Annotated in this window: 16 protein-coding genes; 7 read left to right on the top strand and 9 right to left on the bottom strand. The window is 67.9% G+C overall.

The window, feature by feature from the left end; translation table 11 throughout:
- The first annotated feature begins 44 nt into the window (after positions 1–44).
- Positions 45–1595, top strand: coding sequence for a dolichyl-phosphate-mannose--protein mannosyltransferase (locus tag G6N32_RS05080; protein WP_115316974.1), 1551 nt, complete (start codon positions 45–47; stop codon positions 1593–1595).
- Positions 1596–1715: 120 nt separating this feature from the next.
- The gene (locus G6N32_RS05075; RefSeq protein WP_115316976.1) at positions 1716–2567 is read left to right on the top strand and encodes a type IV toxin-antitoxin system AbiEi family antitoxin; all 852 of its coding nucleotides are present in this window, start codon (positions 1716–1718) and stop codon (positions 2565–2567) included.
- Between the two features lie 51 nt (positions 2568–2618).
- Here G6N32_RS05075 and G6N32_RS05070 read toward each other — a convergent pair whose 3' ends face one another.
- A complete protein-coding gene (locus G6N32_RS05070) occupies positions 2619–3545 on the bottom strand; it encodes an LLM class F420-dependent oxidoreductase (RefSeq protein ID WP_115316978.1) in 927 nt (308 codons plus the stop codon).
- 90 nt (positions 3546–3635) lie between these two features.
- Here G6N32_RS05070 and G6N32_RS05065 point away from each other — a divergent pair, with 90 nt between their 5' ends.
- Together G6N32_RS05065 and G6N32_RS05060 are read left to right on the top strand one after the other, a co-directional pair.
- Positions 3636–4775 carry a Zn-dependent alcohol dehydrogenase gene (locus G6N32_RS05065; RefSeq protein WP_115316980.1) on the top strand — a complete coding sequence of 380 codons (1140 nt, stop codon included), beginning with the start codon at positions 3636–3638 and terminating at the stop codon, positions 4773–4775.
- Positions 4776–4783: 8 nt separating this feature from the next.
- The gene (locus G6N32_RS05060) at positions 4784–7072 is read left to right on the top strand and encodes a CaiB/BaiF CoA-transferase family protein (protein WP_115316982.1); all 2289 of its coding nucleotides are present in this window, start codon (positions 4784–4786) and stop codon (positions 7070–7072) included.
- A gap of 1 nt (position 7073) precedes the next feature.
- On the opposite strand, the gene G6N32_RS05055 is transcribed toward G6N32_RS05060, so the two are convergent.
- The 4 genes from G6N32_RS05055 to arcA are packed head-to-tail and all read right to left on the bottom strand — an operon-like array spanning position 7074 to position 12968.
- Positions 7074–8573: a flavin-containing monooxygenase gene (locus G6N32_RS05055; protein WP_115316984.1), complete on the bottom strand. Its 1500-nt coding sequence runs from the start codon at positions 8571–8573 to the stop codon at positions 7074–7076.
- Entirely contained in the window at positions 8573–10315 is a 1743-nt protein-coding gene (locus G6N32_RS05050; protein WP_115316985.1) for a flavin-containing monooxygenase, read from the bottom strand. The genes G6N32_RS05055 and G6N32_RS05050 overlap by 1 nt, the downstream gene beginning before the upstream one ends.
- Positions 10312–11799: an aldehyde dehydrogenase gene (locus tag G6N32_RS05045; protein WP_410432578.1), complete on the bottom strand. Its 1488-nt coding sequence runs from the start codon at positions 11797–11799 to the stop codon at positions 10312–10314. Before G6N32_RS05045 ends, G6N32_RS05050 begins: the two co-directional genes overlap by 4 nt.
- Positions 11763–12968 carry an arginine deiminase gene (gene arcA / locus G6N32_RS05040; protein ID WP_115318822.1) on the bottom strand — a complete coding sequence of 402 codons (1206 nt, stop codon included), beginning with the start codon at positions 12966–12968 and terminating at the stop codon, positions 11763–11765. The genes G6N32_RS05045 and arcA overlap by 37 nt, the downstream gene beginning before the upstream one ends.
- Before the next feature lie 47 nt (positions 12969–13015).
- On the opposite strand from arcA, the gene soxR reads away from it, so the two are divergent.
- Together soxR and G6N32_RS05030 are read left to right on the top strand one after the other, a co-directional pair.
- The gene (gene soxR, locus G6N32_RS05035; protein WP_115316989.1) at positions 13016–13447 is read left to right on the top strand and encodes a redox-sensitive transcriptional activator SoxR; all 432 of its coding nucleotides are present in this window, start codon (positions 13016–13018) and stop codon (positions 13445–13447) included.
- A 45-nt stretch (positions 13448–13492) separates the two neighbouring features.
- The gene (locus tag G6N32_RS05030; RefSeq protein WP_178059242.1) at positions 13493–14089 is read left to right on the top strand and encodes an alpha-ketoglutarate-dependent dioxygenase AlkB; all 597 of its coding nucleotides are present in this window, start codon (positions 13493–13495) and stop codon (positions 14087–14089) included.
- A gap of 2 nt (positions 14090–14091) precedes the next feature.
- Here the strand turns inward: G6N32_RS05030 and G6N32_RS05025 are convergent, their stop codons facing one another.
- Together G6N32_RS05025 and G6N32_RS05020 are read right to left on the bottom strand one after the other, a co-directional pair.
- On the bottom strand, positions 14092–14751 hold the full coding sequence (locus tag G6N32_RS05025; protein ID WP_115316993.1) for a DUF5642 family protein: 660 nt from the start codon (positions 14749–14751) through the stop codon (positions 14092–14094).
- 19 nt (positions 14752–14770) lie between these two features.
- Positions 14771–15466, bottom strand: a complete 696-nt coding sequence (locus G6N32_RS05020; protein ID WP_232077498.1) for a DUF5642 family protein — start codon at positions 15464–15466, stop codon at positions 14771–14773.
- 62 nt (positions 15467–15528) lie between these two features.
- On the opposite strand from G6N32_RS05020, the gene G6N32_RS05015 reads away from it, so the two are divergent.
- Positions 15529–16491: a bile salt hydrolase gene (locus G6N32_RS05015; protein ID WP_115316995.1), complete on the top strand. Its 963-nt coding sequence runs from the start codon at positions 15529–15531 to the stop codon at positions 16489–16491.
- On the opposite strand, the gene G6N32_RS05010 is transcribed toward G6N32_RS05015, so the two are convergent.
- Positions 16488–16964, bottom strand: a complete 477-nt coding sequence (locus tag G6N32_RS05010; RefSeq protein WP_115316997.1) for a TspO/MBR family protein — start codon at positions 16962–16964, stop codon at positions 16488–16490. The genes G6N32_RS05015 and G6N32_RS05010 overlap by 4 nt on opposite strands.
- A gap of 63 nt (positions 16965–17027) precedes the next feature.
- The gene (locus G6N32_RS05005) at positions 17028–18347 is read right to left on the bottom strand and encodes a PE-PPE domain-containing protein (RefSeq protein ID WP_147291950.1); all 1320 of its coding nucleotides are present in this window, start codon (positions 18345–18347) and stop codon (positions 17028–17030) included.
- Positions 18348–18525 lie beyond the last annotated feature (178 nt).

Below are 18525 nucleotides of genomic sequence, written 5' to 3'. Positions count from 1 at the left end.
AGCGACTCGGGGATCGGCACGTGGACAGAATACGATCGCAGGCGATGTCCACGACAGCCGATGACCTCGCCGTGCACGAGCGCCATGTGCCCGTCATCAGCCCGGGACCGTTGGTGCCGGTCGCCGACTTCGGCCCGGTCGATCGCATCGAGGGCTGGGTTGCCACCGCGATCATCACCGCGCTGGCCGCGCTGACCCGGTTGATGAGCCTGGCTTCGCCCACCGACGCGGGCACCCCGATCTTCGATGAGAAGCACTACGCGCCGCAGGCCTGGCAGATGCTGTCGAACTACGGCGTCGAGGACAACCCCGGCTTCGGGCTGGTGGTGCACCCGCCGGTGGGCAAGCAGATGATCGCGCTGGGCGAGGCGATCTTCGGTTACAACGGGGTGGGCTGGCGGTTCACCAGCGCGCTGCTGGGCGTGGTGCTGGTCCTGCTGGTGGTTCGGATCGTGCGGCGGATCAGTCGCTCGACTCTGGTCGGATCGATGGCCGGGCTGCTGCTGATCGCCGACGGGGTGAGCTTCGTCGCGGCGCGCACCGCGCTGCTCGACGGCATCCAGACCTTCTTCGTGGTCGCGGCGTTCGGAGCGCTGATCGTCGACCGGGACCAGGTCCGCGAGCGAATGCACAACGCGCTGCTCGAGGGTCGCATCGCCGAGACGCCGTGGGGTCCCCGCCTCGGGGTGCGATGGTGGCGCTTCGGGGCGGGCGTGCTGCTGGGTCTGGCGACGGCGACGAAGTGGTCGGGCCTGTACTACATCGTGTTCTTCGGCGCGATGACGCTGGCGTTCGACATCGCCGCCCGACGCGCATACCGGGTGCCGCGGCCATGGTTCGGCACGATCCGCCGCGACGTCGGGCCGACCGCCTATGTGTTCCTGGCGATTCCGTTCGCGGTGTACCTCGCGTCGTACGCGTGGTGGTTCTCCTCCGAGACCGCCGTCAACCGGTACGAGGTGGGCGAGTCGATCGGCGAACGGCAGTGGTATCAGCCGCCGGACGCGATCCGGTCGCTGTGGCACTACACGTACAAGGCGTATCACTTCCATTCGACGCTGACGAACGCGAACGGCAACCACCACCCGTGGGAGTCCAAGCCGTGGACGTGGCCGATGTCGTTGCGGCCGGTGCTGTATGCGATCGACAACCAGAACGTCCCGGGTTGCGGCGCCGCCTCCTGCGTGAAGGCTGTGATGCTGGTCGGCACACCCGCGATGTGGTGGCTAGCGGTGCCGGTCCTGTTCTACGCGGTGTGGCGTGCGTTCGTTCGTCGCGACTGGCGCTACGCCGTCGTTCTCACCGGGTACAGCGCAGGCTTCCTGCCCTGGTTCGCCGACATCGACCGCCAGATGTACTTCTTCTACGCGGTACCGATGGCGCCGTTCCTGGTCATGGCGATCGCGCTGATCCTCGGCGACATCCTGCATGCGCCCAATCAGAACGCCGAACGCCGAACGCTCGGGTTGATCGCGGTGAGCTGCTACATCGCGCTGGTGATCACGAACTTCGCCTGGCTGTACCCGGTGCTGACCGGCGTGCCGATCTCGCAGTCGACGTGGAACATGGAGATCTGGCTGCCCAGCTGGCGCTAGAGGGCGTTATCCACAGCTCGAGATCGACATCAGGGTCGTGATTCCCAGAATTCCACAGCCCTGGTGTCGTTTTCGCGATGGTGACTAGTCGGTTCTGATCCCGCGCCGCAGCATGCGGGCATGTCGAGGCCGTTCATCGGGAGCACCGCAGTCGCCAGTGGCCTGCTGACGCGGGGTCAGCTGCGGTGGAACTACACCGCGATTCATCCCGACGTGTACATCCCCAACGGATCCGAACGCACGCTCGACGTCCGCACCCGGGCGGCAGCACTGTGGGTACCGGACGGAATCATCACCGGCCGGGCAGCGGCCGCGCTCCATGGGGCATCGTGGGTCGGACCGGCCACCCCCGTCGAACTCATCGGACACGCCCGCCGACGCCGACCCGGCGTCATCGTGCGCGAGGAACGCATCGGTCCGGATGAATTCGGGCCGCTCGCCGACTTGGCCGTCACCACACCAGTACGCACCGCGCTCGACCTTGCCCGTCACCTACCGAGAGACGAGGCCATCACCAACCTCGACGCACTCGCAGCGGCCACCGGATTCGAACCCGCCGCCGTGCTATCGCTTGCCGATCGCTACCCGGGCGCGAGAGGAATCCAACGGGCTCGAACCGCGGTGCCCCTGATCGACGCCGGCGCACAGTCGCCGCGGGAGTCCTGGCTACGGCTGCTGCTGATCGACGCCGGATACCCCTGCCCCGTCACCCAGATTTCCGTGTCCGACGGCTATACGACGGTGTTCGTCGACCTCGGATGGGATGAGCCGAAGATCGGACTGGAGTACGAGGGTGCGCACCACCAGTCCGATCGCGGCCAACACGTTCGCGACATCAGCCGCTACGACATGCTCGAGGCCATGGGCTGGCTGATCATCCGCGTGGTGAAGGAGCACAGCCGCGCGTACATCCTTCACCGCGTAGACGACGCCTTCACCCGCCGGCGACTCTCACTGCCGAGACCTGCGTGAGGGTCGTCATTCCGGCCGACGAACAGCCATGGTGTCGATCTCGCCGAGGTTCTACAGACCCAGCAGCGGCTTCAGCAGTTCGCCGATAGCGGCGACACCGCCGGGCTGGTACCCGTTGATGGTCGCGGCGGAGAGGATGACGCCGTCGACGCCGGCGTCGAGCACCTTGGTCTTGATCTGGTCGGCGATCTGCTCCGGGCTGCCGAAGACGGCTTGCTGCTTGAACTCGTCCGGGATCATGTCCGCAGTGATGTTCTCGTCGATCAGCGCGATCGCGAGCACACTGGTCTCCAGAGTGGCGGGGTCGCGGCCGATCTTCTCGCACGCCTCGTTGACCACCTGGACCTTGCGGGGCAGTTCGTCGAAGCCCGCGATGATGTTCAGGTGATCGAAGTGCTTGGCGGCCAGCGGGATTGTCTTCTTCTCGCCGCTGCCGCCGATCATCAGCGGGATGTGGTCGCGGAAGCGCGGGTTGGCGAACGCCTCCTTGGTTTGGTAGTACTTGCCGTCCACCGTCACCCGCTCGCCCTTGAGCATCGGCAGGATGATGTCCAACGCCTCGTGGAGCTTGTTGAACCGGTCGGTGAAGGTGCCGAACTCGTAACCCAGCGAGTCGTGCTCGAGCTCGAACCAGCCGGTGCCGATGCCGAGAACGGCCCGGCCCTGGCTCATCACGTCAAGCGTGGTGATCTCCTTGGCCAGCAGGGCCGGGTTGCGGTAGGTGTTGCCGGTGACCAGCGTGCCGAGCTGAACCCGGTTCGTCGCCGTCGCCAGCCCACCCAGCGCGGTGTAGGCCTCCAGCATCGGTTCCTCGGGCGCACCGAGCCCGGGGAGTTGATACAGGTGGTCCATCACGAAGACGGAATCGAACCCGGCCGCTTCGGCCTCTTGGGCCTGCGCGATCACGGTCGGAAACAGCTCGGCGACGCCGGTGCCGTAGGAGAAGTTGGGGATCTGAAGTCCGAGTCTGATTGCCACGTCTGTCAACGTAACCCCGACTAAGCGGAGCGTGCGCCCCGTTTCACTCTCCGCGAACTCGGGAATAGGCCGCGCCGTAAGGTCGGAGCCATGAAAAGCCGTGCCGCGATCGTCCGCGAGGTCGGCGGCTCCTGGTCGGTCGAGGATTTCGAGCTCGATCCCCCGCGCTCCGGCGAGGTGCTGGTGCAGATGGCCGCCGCCGGGCTGTGCCATTCCGACGACCACATCCGCAACGGCTTCATGTCACCGCCTGGCGCCCCGACGTCACGTCCCCCGACCATCGGCGGTCACGAGGGTTCGGGCGTGGTCGTCGAGGTCGGCCCCGGTGTCACCGGGCTGGCTCCCGGCGACCATGTGGTGACCTCCTTCGTCGCGGTATGCGGCCGGTGCCGCTGGTGCGCGTCGGGCATGGAGTACCTGTGCGACACGGGTGCCGGCGTGCTGACACCGGGCATGCCGACCGACGGCACATTTCGCCACCACACCCTCGACGGCCACGACGTCGGCCACACCTCCAAGATCGGCGCCTTCGCCGAACACACTGTCGTCGCGGCGGATTCGCTGGTCAGGATCGACCCGGACATCCCGCTGGTGCCCGCGGCGCTGTTGGCGTGCGCGATCCCAACCGGGTACGGCTCGGCGGCCCGTCGCGGGAATGTGCGCGGCGGTGACACCGTGGTGGTGATCGGCGCCGGCGGCATCGGTACCGCCGCCATCCAGGGCGCCCGGATCAACGGTGCGACGACGATCGTGGCGGTGGATCCCCTTGAGAGCAAACGTAAGTCGGCCGCCGACTTCGGGGCGACCCACACGGCGGTCTGGGCGGCCGATGCGAAAGAACTGGTTCGGGACCTGACGCGCGGGGTGATGGCGGATTGTGTGATCGTCGCACCGTCGGACATCACCGGTGACGACGTGCGCGACGCGCTGGCGCTCACCCGCAAGGGGGGCACCTGTGTGCTCACCGGCATGGCGCCGTCCGGCCCGCTGCCCGTACACCTGGACATCCAGGACCTTGTCCTGATGAACAAGACCCTGTGCGGAACGGTGTTCGGCTCGTGCAACCCGCGTTCCGAAATCCCCTTGCTGGCAGGCATGTACAGCGCGGGTCAGCTGCTGCTCGACGAGATGATCACCACCCGCTACCGTCTCGACGACATCAACGACGCGTTCGACGACCTGATGCAGGGCCGGCTGATTCGCGGCGTCGTCGACTTCGGGATCGTCTGAGCTCGCCCGTGACGTCTCCCCTGTCGGGTATCCGGGTGCTCGAGATCGGCGACCGGATCGCCACCGCCTACTGCGGAAAACTGCTGCGCGACGCCGGCGCCGAGGTGGTGATGGTCGAACCCCCCACCGGTCATCGGCTGCGCCGCTACCGGCCCACGGGTGTCGCGGCGTCCGAGGGTGACAGTCCGTTCTTCTCCTTCCTGGCCGGCGGCAAGCACAGCATCACAACACCGTCGGTCACCCCCGCGCTGCTGAACTCCGCCGACATCGTCATCCTCGGCGCCACCCCGGAGCAGGCCGCCGATATGGGCCTGGGGGCGGACGAGATCGCTTGCTGCACAACACCGGTGGTCACGGTGTCGAACTTCGGCTGGGGTGGCCCATGGGCGGAGTTGCCTGCCACCGAATTCACCATGCAGGCCTGGTGCGGCTCGACGGGCTCGCGGGGCGAGCCGGAACGGCCGCCGATCGCGGTCGGCGGCGACCTGGGTGAGTTCATCGCCGGCAGCTACGCCGCGTTCTTCGCGCTCGCCGCGCACCGAGGTGGCGGCAGCTTCGACATGTCGGTGCTGGAAGCGATGACCACCTCGATGCAGGTGTTCTCCTGGCTGCGCAAGGAATTGATGCTTCTCGAGGTCGTCGGCCGTTCGACTGAGGTCCCGTCGGTGGAGCGCGCCAAGGACGGCTATGTCGGCATCTCGATGGCCACCGGCCAGCAGTGGCAGGACTTCTGCGCGATGGTCGAATGCCCCGACCTGGCCGACGTTCCCGAGTTGCGTTTCCAGGTGGGCCGCTGGGAGCAGCGCGACCTCATCCGGGCCCGCATCGGCGACTGGTTCGCCACCCACACCGTCGCGGAGATCGTGGAACTGGCCGAGCTGTTCCGGATTCCGATGGCGGCCATCGGCAACGGTGAAACCCTATCTGGGATGGATCATTTCGTCGCGCGAAAGTCGTTCGTCGATCATCCCGCCGGGTTCCGGGCGCCTGGGCCGCCGTGGCGGATGAGCCGTACGCCAGCACTGCCGCCGGCGTTGCCTCCCGCTGTCGGTGACACCGCGGGCGACTGGACGCCGCGGAACAAGCCCACCGGCACGGGGCTGCCGCTCGACGGCGTCCGCATCGTGGATCTGACCGCATTCTGGGCCGGCCCGGCCGCCACTCATCTGCTGGCGATGCTCGGTGCGGACGTGGTGAAGATCGAGTCGGTGCAGCGCCCGGACGGGATGCGCTTCGCCGGCGGGTTCCGTCCCGACGTCGAACGGTGGTGGGAGTACAGCTGGGTCTTCCACGGCGTCAACTCCGGCAAGCGCTCGGTGACCTTGGATCTGGAATCCGACGCTGGCAGAGCGCTTTTCGGCAGGATGGTCGCCGATGCGGACGTGGTGATCGAGAATTTCACCCCCCGGGTGATGGAGAACTTCGGGCTGGGTTACGAGGCACTGCGCGAATTCAACGAGCAGATCATCGAGGTCCGCATGCCCGGGTTCGGGCTGGACGGCCCGTGGCGCGACCGAGTGGGCTTCGCGATGACAATGGAACAGCTTGCGGGGCTGGCCTGGATCACCGGCTACCCCGACGGTCTGCCGACCGCCCCGCGCGGCGCGTGCGACCCGCTGGCCGGAGTGCACGCCGCGTTTCTCACGCTCGCAGCCCTGGAGTTTCGCCGGCGCACCGGACAGGGGCAGCTGATCGAGGTGCCGATGATCGACGTGGTGCTCAACGCCAGCGCACTGCAGATCATCGAACACGACGCCGCAGGTGTACTGCTGACCCGCCGGGGCAACCGCGGGCACGAGTGCGCGGTGCAGAACGTCTACGTCTGCGCCGGGTACGACCAGTGGGCGGCGGTCAGCATCCGCGACGACTCCGACTGGGCCGCGCTGACAGCGCTTCTCGGGCAACCGAACTGGGCTCGCGGCGTGAGCTACACGGCCGACGCGGGCGACCTCATCGACGGCCATCTCGCCGAGTGGCTCGCGACCCGGCCCCGCGACGAGGCCGTCGCGGCATTGCTCGCCGCCGGGATCCCCGCGGCACCCGTTCTGCAGCCGCCCGATGTGATCGACAACCCCTCGCTGCAGGCACGGGACTTCTTCCAAACGGTGTCACACCCGTTGTGCGGACCACTGCCCTACCCGCGGCCGCCGGTCGCCGGCCACTTCGTCGCGCACGCGGCGCCGCTGCTGGGTCAGCACAACGCGGACATCTTCGGCGGCGTACTGGGCCTGACCGATCAGGACCTGGCCCGCCTGGAGGCCGACGACGTGATCGGGACCTGGCCGCTGGGACTGTGACTTACCGGTGAATCCAGTCGCTGCGCCTCAATCGCCGTGTGCGGCGGGCGTATTCGATCTCGGTGTAGGGCCATTGCGTGACGATGCGACCATCCGGTGAGCGGAAGTAGCTGCCGCACTGCGTCCACACCGTCTGCTCGAGTTCGGCGGAGATCTCGTCGTTGAATCGCCGCTCGGCGTCCGGGTCCACCTCCAGGGTCCCGCCTTTGCGGCGCAGGCGCGCCACCGCGCCGGCGGCCAGGCGGGCCCCCGCCTCCAGGATGTACACGATCGAATTGCCGCCCTGATTGGTGTTGGGCCCGTACAGCATCAGGAAATTCGGGAAGCCGCTGACCGCGGCACCGAGGTAGGCGCTGGGATCCTCGCCCCAACGGTCGTGTAGTGACTGTCCCCCGACGCCGGTGACCTCGATGCCGGCCAGGTAACGGTTGGTCTGGAATCCGGTGGCCAGCACGATGACGTCGGCCTCGGTCGTCGACGAGGCGGTGCACACCGCGTCCTCGGTGACCTTCTCGATGGGTTCGGCCACCAGCGAGACGTTGTCCTGCTGCAGTGCGGCGTAGTAGTCGCCGCCGAGCAGTACCCGCTTGCAGCGGAACGGGTAGTCCGGGGTGAGCTGCGCGCGGAGCTGGTCGTCGGTGACGCTGCGGCGCAGGAACTCTTCGGCGATGCCCTGCCGACCGCTCACCCGGGGGTCGTCGAGTCGCAGCGCGGTGTTGTCGTGCTGCTCCTTCCACAGCCGCCACCGCTCGCGGCGCCCGGCCCAGGGGATGCGACGGAAGCGGTCGAGCTCGTCGGCGGTGAACGCGCGATCGTCCTTGGGCACCATCCACGGCGGCGTGCGCTGGAAGACCGTCACTGCGCCGGCCTCCCTCGCGAGTTCCGGAACGACCTGCACCGCACTGGCACCCGTGCCGATGACGGCCACCCGGCAGCCGGTGACGTCGGCGCGCGGGTCCCAGCGTGCGGTGTGCATGATCGAGCCGCCGAAGTCCGTCAACCCGTCGATGTCGGGCAGCTTGGGTTCACCGAACAGACCCACCGCGCTGATCACCACGTCAGCCGAGAACCCGAAACCGCTCCCGGTACTGACTGATTCGAGGTCGAGATCCCACTGTTGGGCGTGGTCGCTCCAACTCATGCTCCGCACCGTGGTGCCGGTCAGCAGGTGCCGTTCCAGATCGAACTCTCTGGCCACCGACTCCAGGTAGGCCAAGATCTCCGGCTGCCGGGCGTAGGTGCGGCTCCAGTTCCGGTTGGGGGCGAAGGAGAACGAGTACAGGTGGCTCTGGATGTCGCACGCCGCGCCGGGATAGGTGTTCAGCCGCCAGGTGCCGCCGACTCCGTCACAGCGTTCGATGATCGCGATGTCGTCGACACCGATGCGCCGCAACGCCACCGCGGCGGCCAGCCCGCCGAACCCGGCGCCGATGATCGCCACCCGCGGTGAGCGCCGCCGCACCGCCGCCCGCAGTCTTCCCGTCAGGTACCGAGCTGTCATCAGAGGGCACCTCGAGAGATCTCAAGGCCATCGAGCGTGCCCTCCTCCCGCCATGCGGCCAGGATGTCGGCGTATTCGGTTGGGGTGCCGTAGAAGAAGCTGCCCTGCCGGGTGGTGGCGTTGGCCTGCCCTTCCCGGTTGTAGTACCCGGGGGTGCAGTTCCGGGCACGGTCAGCAGTCCCGGCGGATCTGCTCACCACGATGTCCACCCACCTGTCCTCGGCGGCCGTCGTCGATTCGACGCGGGTGATGTTGCGCGATAAAGCCTCGGCGATGATCCACGCGACATGCGTGGCCTGGACGTCGAGCAGGTAGGGAAAGTTCACCGTGAAGCCCGACTGCGCGATGCTTTCGACGAAGAGGTTGGGAAAGCCGGCCACCATCAGACCGTGCAGCGTCCGGACGCCGTCACGCCACTTGTCGGTCAACGTGATCCCGTCACGGCCGAGCACCTCGAACCCGGTGCGCCGCGCATACTCGGTGCCGACCTCGAAACCCGTTGCGAAGATCAGGCAGTCGAGTTCGTGCTCGATGCCATCGGCCACGACACCGCGTTCGGTGATGCACTCCACGCCGCGGCCATGGGTGTCGACCAGAGTCACGTTGGGCCGGTTGAACGTTGCCAGGTAGTCGTCGTGAAAGCACGGCCGCTTGCAGAAGTAGCCGTACCACGGTTTGAGCGCCTCGGCGGTGTCCGGATCGGTCACGATCGCGTCGACACGGGCGCGGACCTCCTCCATCTTCGCGAAGTCCGCCAGCTCACCATCCTGCATCACCAGCAGCGTCTTGACGATGCTGGTCCAGGCATCGGCCACCAGGTCCTCGTCGGCATCACCGCCGGCCGTGAGCTGCTGGAAGTTCTCGATGCGACGCCGCTGCCAGCCGGGTGTCAGCGTGGCGGCCCACTGAGCGTCGGTGGGCCGGTTGGCCCGGACGTCGACCGATGACGGCGTGCGCTGGAACACCGAGAGATGACCGGCGGCGCGCGCCAGGTGCGGAACGCACTGCACGGCCGTCGCACCGGTGCCGATGATCCCGATCCGCTTGTCGGCCAACAGTTCCAGGTCTTGTCCGGTGTAGTCGTAGTCCCACCGGCTGGTGTGGAAGGTGTGCCCGGCGAACGACGTGATGCCGGGGATCCCCGGGAGTTTCGGCTTCTGCAGGTAACCGTTCGCCATCGATACGAACCGGGCGCGGATCGCATCACCGCGATCGGTCTCCACGATCCACCGCTCGCTGCGCTCATCCCACCGGATCTGCCGCACCTCGGTGTGCAGCAGGGCAGAGCGATAGAGGTCGTAATGCTGGGCGATGCGCCGGCAATGCGCGAAGATCTCCGGACCCTTGGCGTACTTCTCGGTCGGCAGATAGCCAACCTCCTCCAGCAGCGGCATATAGACGTAAGACTCGACATCGCAGGCGATGCCGGGGTATCGGTTCCAGTACCAGGTGCCGCCGACGTCGGCCGCCTTGTCGATCAGCCGGATGTCGGCGACGCCGAGTTCCCGCAGCCGGGCACCGGTAAGCAGACCGCCGAACCCGGCGCCGATGATCGCGACGTCGACCTCGTCGGTGACCGGCTCACGAGGTTCGGGCGCACCCGACCACGGGTCGGACGCGAAACCGGCGAAATCACCGGCCACCTCGACGTACTGACCGATACCGTCAGGGCGCAAACGTATGTCGCGCTCCCGCGCATAACGGGCGCGCAGCGCGTCGGGATCGAACGGCAGTCCGGTCACGCCGTGCCCACCGCGGTGGCGATCACTTTGGTCTCGAGGTACTCGGAGAAGCCGGCTACCCCCATCTCACGGCCGTTGCCCGACTGCTTGTAGCCGCCGAACGGCGTGTCGGCCGAATACCACACTCCCCCATTGACACTGACCGTTCCGGTCCGCAGCCGCCCTGCCACCACGGCCGCCCGCTCCGGGTCGGAACTCCATACCGCCGCGGAGAGCCCGTACGGTGAGTCGTTCGCGATGGCCACCGCGTCGTCGTCACCGTCATGAGCCAGCACCACCAGCACCGGGCCGAAGATCTCCTCGCGCGCCACCCGAGCCGAATTATCAAGGCCACGAATCACTGTGGGAGCGATGAAGTATCCGCGGTCCAGGCCGCCGGGACGGCCGCCGCCGCAGGCAAACGACCCGCCCTCGTCCACTGCCAGGCCCAGATAACCCTGCACGCGGTCCCGCTGCCGCGCCGAGATCAGCGGTCCGCACACCGTCGCGGGATCGGTCGGGTCGCCGACCGCGATACCGCTCATCGCCGCGGCGGCGGCATCCACGGCCTCGTCGTATCGGTTGCGCGGCACCAGTAACCGGGTGGTGAACGCGCAGCCCTGGCCGGCATGCCGGGATACCGCGACGGCCGCCGCACCACATGCTCGGCTCAGGTCGGCGTCGTCGAGCACGATGAACGCCGACTTGCCGCCGAGTTCGAGGAATACCTTGGTGATGTTCTGCGCCGCGGCGGCCATCACCGCGGCGCCGGTGGCCGTCGAACCGGTGAACGACACCACGTCCACCCGGGCGTCGCGAGACAACTGCGCACCCAGAGCGGGATCGGCGGCCGTCACGATGTTGACCACGCCCGGCGGAAAGTCGGTGTGCTCGGCGATGATCCGGCCGATGTGGGCTGCGCACCACGGGGTCTCGGGCGCGGGCTTGAGGACCACGGTGTTGCCTGCCGCCAGCGCCGGACCCAGTTTGGCGAGGTTGATCTGATGCGGGAAGTTGAACGGCGTGATCGCGCCGACGACCCCATACGGCTCGCGTACCAGCCAGCGCCGCGTCGCGATACCCATCGGGGAGACCACCCCGAGATCGGTTTTCCACGAATAGCTTTCGGCGGTGTCGGCGGGGAATGCCAGATCGTCGACCGGGCCTTCCAGGTGTGAGCCGTGCGTGAAGGTCACCGGAGCGCCGACTTCGGCGACCGTGACCGAGCGCAGCTCCTCGATCTCGGCGATCAGAGCCGCGCGCAACTGGCGCAGGCAATGCACCCGTAGCGCCACATCCCGGGCCCAGTCGCCGTGGTCGAACGCGACGCGCGCGGCGGCAATCGCACGGTCCATGTCCGCGCTGTCGGCGTCGGCCGCCAGCCCGATCTGCTCCTCGGTGGCCGGATTGACGGTGCCGAACGTACCCGCCCCGCCGGGCACCAGCTTCCCGTCGACCAGCAGATCGGTCACAGCGGGTCCCGGGCCACCGGACATGACATGCACCGCGGACCGCCACGGCCGGTGCCGAGCTCGGAGGCGGCGATCGGCAGCACTTCGATTCCCGAATCCTGCAGCCGGGCATTGGTTTCGGTGTTTCGTTCGTAGGCGACGACGACGCCGGGGGCCACCGCGAGGGTGTTGTTGCCGTCGTCCCACTGCTCGCGTTCGGCGGTCACCGGGTCCAGCCCGGTGTCGATGACCCGCAACGCCGTGCCCATCGCGTCGGCGGCCGCCTTCACGAACGGCGCCTCGTCGAGGATCTTCACCCCGTCGGGTGTGCGTTTGATGGTGAACGCCGACAGCGAGTCACTGATCGCCGGGTACATCACCACTGCGTCGACGTCGACCATCGTGCAGACGGTGTCCAGGTGCATCTGGGCCCGCTCCTGGGCGATCGGAACGGCCAGCACTGTGTGGGCCAATCCGTCATCGAACAGGCTGCGCGCCAATGCTTCCGCACCTGCCGGGGTGGTGCGCTCCCCGACTCCGACGGCCACCACGCCGGGCGAGAGCAGCAGTACGTCACCGCCTTCCACCGGCGCAGTGTGCGATTCGTAGGCCCGGCGCACACCGAGGAAGCGTGGGTGGTGGGCGTAGATGAGGTCGGTGAGTGAGGTCTCGCGCATCCGCGCGGGCAGGGCCAGCGAGGTGATCGCCACCCGAGGACCGATCCAGAACGACGAGTCGCGGGTGAACAACAGGTTCGGCAGCGGTTCGATGACGAAGTCGCCGCCGTGATGCATCAGCCGGACCAGCGACATGTCCGACGTTGCGCCCGAAGGTAATTCGGTGAAGGTCATCCCCGCCATCAGCACATGCGCCAGCGCCGCCGGCTCCAGGCTGCGCAGATATGCCGAAAGTTCCTGCGCCAGAGGTAATCCCAAGCGGCGCGCATCGACGGCCGCTGAAATGCCCTGCATTCTGGCCGCCCCGCTGTTCAGCGCCTCGGTCAGCAGGTCCGACAGCAGCAGCACCTCCACGCCCCGCGACCGCAGTAGATCGGCGAACGCGTCGTGTTCCTGCTGAGCCCGCGCCACCCACGGCAGACCGTCGAACAGCAGTTTGTCGTTGTTGCGCGGGGTCAACCGCTGCAGTTCGGCGCCGGGTCGGTGCAGAATGACGACCCGCAGCGTCCCGACCTCGGAGTTGGAGCCAAGTACGGCGGCAGTCACGAATAGCACCGTAACAACACCTGCGCCAGCTGATCTATCGTCGAGGAGTGACCGAGCACGAACTGGGGCCCGGCGAACTCGCGGCACGAGCCGGGGTGGCGATCTCGGCACTGCACTTCTACGAGCGCGAGGGCCTGATCAGCAGCCGCCGGACCTCGGGCAACCAGCGGCGTTACCCCCGTGACACGCTGCGGCGAGTCGCATTCATCCGGATGTCCCAGCGCCTGGGCATCCCCCTGGCCAGGGTCCGCGAAGCACTGGCGACGCTGCCGGCCGACCGGGTTCCCACCAGCCGGGACTGGGCACGGCTGTCGGCGGGCTGGCGAGACGACCTCGATGAGCGGATCGTCCACCTGCAGCGGCTGCGCGACAATCTCGCCGACTGCATCGGCTGCGGTTGCCTGAGTCTGCGCAGCTGCGCGCTGTCGAACCCCGAAGACGTCCTCGCCGGACACGGACCCGGGGCGGCCAAACTCTAGTTTCGACGCTTTGGCATCGAACAGATGTGCGATATCCTCGTGCCTGTGTCTGTCCCGGTTCAGGGCGCGCTGTTCGAGCACAGTGAGCGCCGCGAGCTCGGTGCCGGTGCGTGGATCGACATGCGCTCGGCATGGGTCGACGACGCCGATGCGTTGTTCGACGCCCTGCTTGACGATGTCGCCTGGCGCGCCGAACGGCGGCAGATGTACGACCGGGTCCTCGACGTTCCGCGGCTGGTCAGCTTCCACGATCTGCTGACCGAACCGCCGCCGAACCCCGCCATCACCAGGCTGCGCCGTCGCCTCAACGACGTTTACGCCGGCGAATTGGGTGAGCCGTTCACCAGTGCCGGGCTGTGCCTGTACCGCGACGGAGCCGACAGCGTGGCGTGGCACGGCGACACCATCGGCCGCAGCAGCACCGAGGACACCATGGTGGCGATCGTCAGCCTCGGCGCCACCCGGGTGTTCGCACTTAGGCCCCGCGGCGGCGGACAGTCGCTGCGGCTGCCCCAGCACCACGGCGACCTTCTGGTGATGGGCGGTTCATGCCAACGCACCTGGGAGCATGCCGTTCCCAAAACCGCGCTGCCGAGAGGACCGCGGATCAGCATCCAGTTCCGTCCGCGCGACGTGCGCTGAGCTCAGCCCCGGATGGCGTTGACGCCGGCGACCAGCAGATCGCGGGCCCGCCCGGTGTTGACCGGCACGACCGGCTTGTCCGGCACCACCAGCGGGTTGGCGCTCACGATGACCTGATAGACACCGAAATGAGCGGAGTAGTTGTACGTCTCGCCGGTGCGCGCCTGGTTGTTGACCACCGCTTGGAGCACCCGGTGGACGCCCAGTGTCTTGGTGCCGTCGATGGTGGGCGCCTCGACCGACTCCACCAACCCGCGCAGCGCGCTGCCCGTGAAGGTGACCTTGCGGCAGTCCGGTCCGGGTTCGGTCACCGGCACCGCCGAGTCGGTCTCGACGGCGATCACGATGAAGCGGTTGCCCTGGCCCTCGGCCGAGACGGCCGCCATGTTGCCCTGGGTGCCCTGCGGCACGAGCTGTCCGGTGGCGTACTTCGCACAGGACGGCGGATCGAAGGTCAGGCCGTCGGGCAGTTTCTGGCCGGCCAGCACCTGCGGGTCGATCCCGGTCTTGGCGACCTCGGAGACCGTGAAGTCCGGACCGAAGCTCGACTTCAGCGTCGTCACCTTGGCGATATCGGCCTTCGGCTCGGCGGGTGCGCCTGATGAACACGCCACCGCCAGTCCGGCGCACAGCACTGCGACGACCGCGCCGGGTTTCACCATCGTGGTCAATGTACCTGCCTCAGCCGCGCAGGGCAGCGACCGTCGCGACCAGCAGATCGCCGACGAAACGGGAATCCAGTGCCGGATGCGGTGATCCGGGGTCGGTGACCAGGGTGACGTAGACGACGTGGCCGTCGGCGTAGGCCTGCGCGGTCATGGCCTGGCCGTCGACCTGGGTGCCGGACTCGACGACTGTGCGGGTGGTGACCGTCATCGCGATGGTCAGCACACCGTCGATGCTGGGCGCTTCGGGCGGGGGCGCCAAGCTCACATCGCCGGTGGTGTGCGCGAATGTCATCGTCCACCGGGCGCAGTCGCCGACCACCGCGTCATTCGGCGGCGGTTGGGCGGGCACCGCGACGACGACATAGACGGTTCCGCCCGCGCCGGACGCCGAGTAGCCGCGGGCACCGGCATCGGCGGGCGCCGGGTCCGCCAGCGCCGCGCACTGTGGCGGGGACGCCGTCCACCCGGATCCGAAGCCCCACAAGCCCGCAGCGCTCACCGGCCCGGCCACGTCGGCGATTTCGTAGCCGGCCGGCAGCGACGGCCGGATGCGTTTGATGTTGGCCGGGTTGATCACACCGCCGCCGGGTGTCGATGCCGATGGGGACGACGATGGTGGCGGCGCCGAAGTGGGTTTCGCGCACGCCGGCAGACCGAGTCCCGTCGCCAGGCACAGTGTCGTCGTCAGGCAGACGATCAGCCGCCGCACGGGGCTTTGATACCACTTATCGTTCGGCCGATGCGCGCGCCTCGCGGGCTAACCTGTCAGCCATGTGCACTCGAGTGCTGTGGAACACCAACGACCTAGCGGTCCTCACCGGACGCTCGATGGACTGGCCGGAGTCGACGCAGCCGCTGATCGTCGGGTTTGCCCGCGGGCGGGACCGCGACGGCAGCAGGCCGACCGGAATCGTCGCCGACCCGAATCCGCTGCGCTGGACCAGCCGTTACGCCAGCCTGGTGACGACCGTCTACGGACTGGGCACCGTGGACGGCCTCAACGAGGCGGGCCTGGCGGGCCACGGGCTGTACCTGAACGAAACCGACTTCGGCCCGCGCGACCCGGCGAAACCCGGGGTGCAGGCCGGATTGTGGTTGCAGTATGTGCTGGACCAGGCGGACACGGTGGCCGAGGCGCTGCGGCTGATGGACGAGGTCCAGTTGGTGAAGGTGTCGGCGCATGGACGTGACGCCAACCTGCACCTCGCTCTCGAGGACGCCGGGGGCGACTCGGCGATCATCGAATTCGCCCAGGGCCGGGCGGTGGTCCACCACGGCCGCCAATTCACGTTGATGACCAACGACCCCACCTACGATGAGCAGCTGAATCTGCTTTCCCTGCAAGACTTTTCCCATCCGAGCCGGGAGATGCCGTTGCCCGGGAACGTCAACCCGGTCGATCGGTTCCAGCGCGCCGCCTACTACAGCGCCCTGCTGCCCACCCCGAATTCACAGCGCGAGGCGATCGCGAGCGTGATGGCGATCATGCGCAACGTGTCGGTTCCGTTCGGCGCACCCTACGGCGACTTCGGCGTGTACAACACCGAATACCGAACGGTGACCGACCTGACCAACCGGATGTACTTCTTCGAGTTGACCACCAGCCCCAACGTTGTGTGGGTCGACATGGACCGGTTGACGCTCGGCGACACGCCGGTCGCCGTCGACCCGTACGACGAATCGCTGATCGGCGACATCACCGACCGATTCGCACCGCGCGAGATGGCGTTCTAACGGTTGAGGCGCCAGATGTCGGTCGACATCAGCGTCGCGAACGAGCACCACAACGGGTAGGGCGCCAGCGCCGCTCCGAGCTTCGGGTCCACCGCTGCGGATCTGCGCGCCAAATCGGCACTGCTGATTGCGAGCGCGCCGGCCGCCACCGCTGACGGCCCGAGCTTGTGCGACTTGAAGAACAGCCAGCTCCACCCGGCATTGAGCACCAGGTTGGCGCCCAGCGCACCGATGTAGGCACGGGCCTTGGCGTCTTCGCCGTTGTCACGCAGCTTGTCGATCGTCGCCGCCGACGTCACGGCGATATCGGCGTACAACGTCGTCCACGCCACCGGGAACACGGCGTTCGGCGGGACATAGCGGGGTTTGCGGATCCGTGGGTACCAGGTCTCGACGCCAGCCTTGCTGGCGATGCTGCCGGTCACGGCGGCCGCGGCGGTGGCCAATGAGGTTGCGACGATGGACTTTCCCATGGCGCCAACTTACCCATGCGCAAGATCGGCAAACGCGTGCCCTCAACGGCCGTCACACAGTGGTCAGAACCGGGCTCGGTGGCGACCGACACCGGCGTGCGCCGCCGTGGCCTTCCCGGCCTTCGGTCGCTCCGATCGGGCCGGTGGCGTGCGGGGCTTGGGCCTTGCGGCACCGGGTGGCCGCGCCGTGGCGCGCCGCGTGCCGGGCACCGGATCGCTCGGCGCCGGCCCGCCGGGAAGCGTCGTTGGAAGCGTCATGGGAAGCGTTGTGCCGCCGACGCCGAACGGTCCCGCACGGGTCGTTCCGAGTGGGCGTCCCAACCCCGCCTCGTGCAGACCGTCGTCCAGTCCGACGGGGATCGCCGCGAGAAGATCGCGGACCATGGTCGCCGGGTTGTTCGGATTGCGCAGCGTCGCCGGTGTCGGCTCGCCCGGGCTGATGGCGCGGTCGTAGGCCCATTCGACGATCACCCGCAGTGGGGCGTCGAGGACATCGAGGATCGGTCCCGGTACGCCGAGTTGGGCGAGCGGCATGAGCAGCGGCAGGCGCCGAGTCGGAAGCAGGTAGTACGTGGTGTCGCCGACGGTGCCCTGATCGATCGCGCCGGCCGCGGACACGGTGTAGTGCTCGTGCAGGTAGGCGATGCCGGCCAATGCGTTGAGGTCGGCCAACAGGTTCAGCGGACGCCGCGGGAAATCGGCCCAGCCGTCGTACTGCTGTGCGATGTCGGCGGTGAGGAACCGGCAGTTGGTGCCGTCGGCAGCGCAGCTGTCAACGGGAGTCGCACCGTCGAAGGTGACTCCGAGGACGGGGATGTGGAGGCCCGCGAAGCGTTCGAGGAAGCCTCCGTTGGGCCGGTTCGGATTGCTGACGACCACGAACGAGACGGCCGGCGTCGCGCCAATGGAGGTGCGGTACTGCGCGATGAGGTCACGCTTGACGATCGACGCGATCCGCGCGCTCTGCGAATACCCGAATATCACGTAGTCCGATGCTGGGCCGTCAGCGCCGAGATGTGTTGCCTTACAGGAGTTCCGGCCGTGCAGGCAGTTGACCAGATTGTCGGCACCTGCCGCCACAGACGCGTCGAAATGGTCCGCACCGACCACCGGCCAGAACTGTTCGGGGGTGCCGACGGCGACCCGGTGGTAGGTGGCGGGATCCGATGAATCGGCCCGCACCGCGCCGGTGGGGGCGATGAAGAGATCGAGCGCGCCCTGCGTGTACTGCTCGGCGAAACCCGGGGACTCGCCCACCAGAGGGTGTCCGGTACCGCCCATTATCAGGGCGGTGGTAGCCGCCAGCTGAACGGTGACGGTCAGCGTCGCCGCCGCGACGACGCCCGACACGGCCAGGCACAGCAAGCGCACAACGGTGCCCACGGCGCCCCCCACACGCCAGACGCACCGCCCATGATGGCTTCACCCGACCCACCACCGCGACCACGCTGCGCCATTGCAATTTCGCGGCCTCAGTCCATGGTGCGCCTGTTTCTCCAGTGCCGTGGCAAAAGCGGTTTCACAAAGATTCATGTGGTTTCGCTGTGAAGGGCACTAAGCT

The sequence above is a fragment of the Mycolicibacterium aichiense genome (assembly GCF_010726245.1).
Taxonomy (GTDB): Bacteria; Actinomycetota; Actinomycetes; order Mycobacteriales; family Mycobacteriaceae; genus Mycobacterium; species Mycobacterium aichiense.
Note: the sequence above shows the minus strand (reverse complement) of the source record. Positions and strands in the feature narration are given on the sequence as shown.

What these genes read in the sequence shown, in the direction of transcription:
- G6N32_RS05025 (WP_115316993.1), bottom strand. Translation starts at nt 14,751, where the DNA reads ATGGTGAAACCCGGCGCGGTCGTCGCAGTGCTGTGCGCCGGACTGGCG.
- G6N32_RS05055 (WP_115316984.1), bottom strand. Translation starts at nt 8,573, where the DNA reads ATGACAGCTCGGTACCTGACGGGAAGACTGCGGGCGGCGGTGCGGCGG.
- G6N32_RS05015 (WP_115316995.1), top strand. Translation starts at nt 15,529, where the DNA reads ATGTGCACTCGAGTGCTGTGGAACACCAACGACCTAGCGGTCCTCACC.
- G6N32_RS05080 (WP_115316974.1), top strand. Translation starts at nt 45, where the DNA reads ATGTCCACGACAGCCGATGACCTCGCCGTGCACGAGCGCCATGTGCCC.
- G6N32_RS05010 (WP_115316997.1), bottom strand. Translation starts at nt 16,964, where the DNA reads ATGGGAAAGTCCATCGTCGCAACCTCATTGGCCACCGCCGCGGCCGCC.
- G6N32_RS05065 (WP_115316980.1), top strand. Translation starts at nt 3,636, where the DNA reads ATGAAAAGCCGTGCCGCGATCGTCCGCGAGGTCGGCGGCTCCTGGTCG.
- G6N32_RS05075 (WP_115316976.1), top strand. Translation starts at nt 1,716, where the DNA reads ATGTCGAGGCCGTTCATCGGGAGCACCGCAGTCGCCAGTGGCCTGCTG.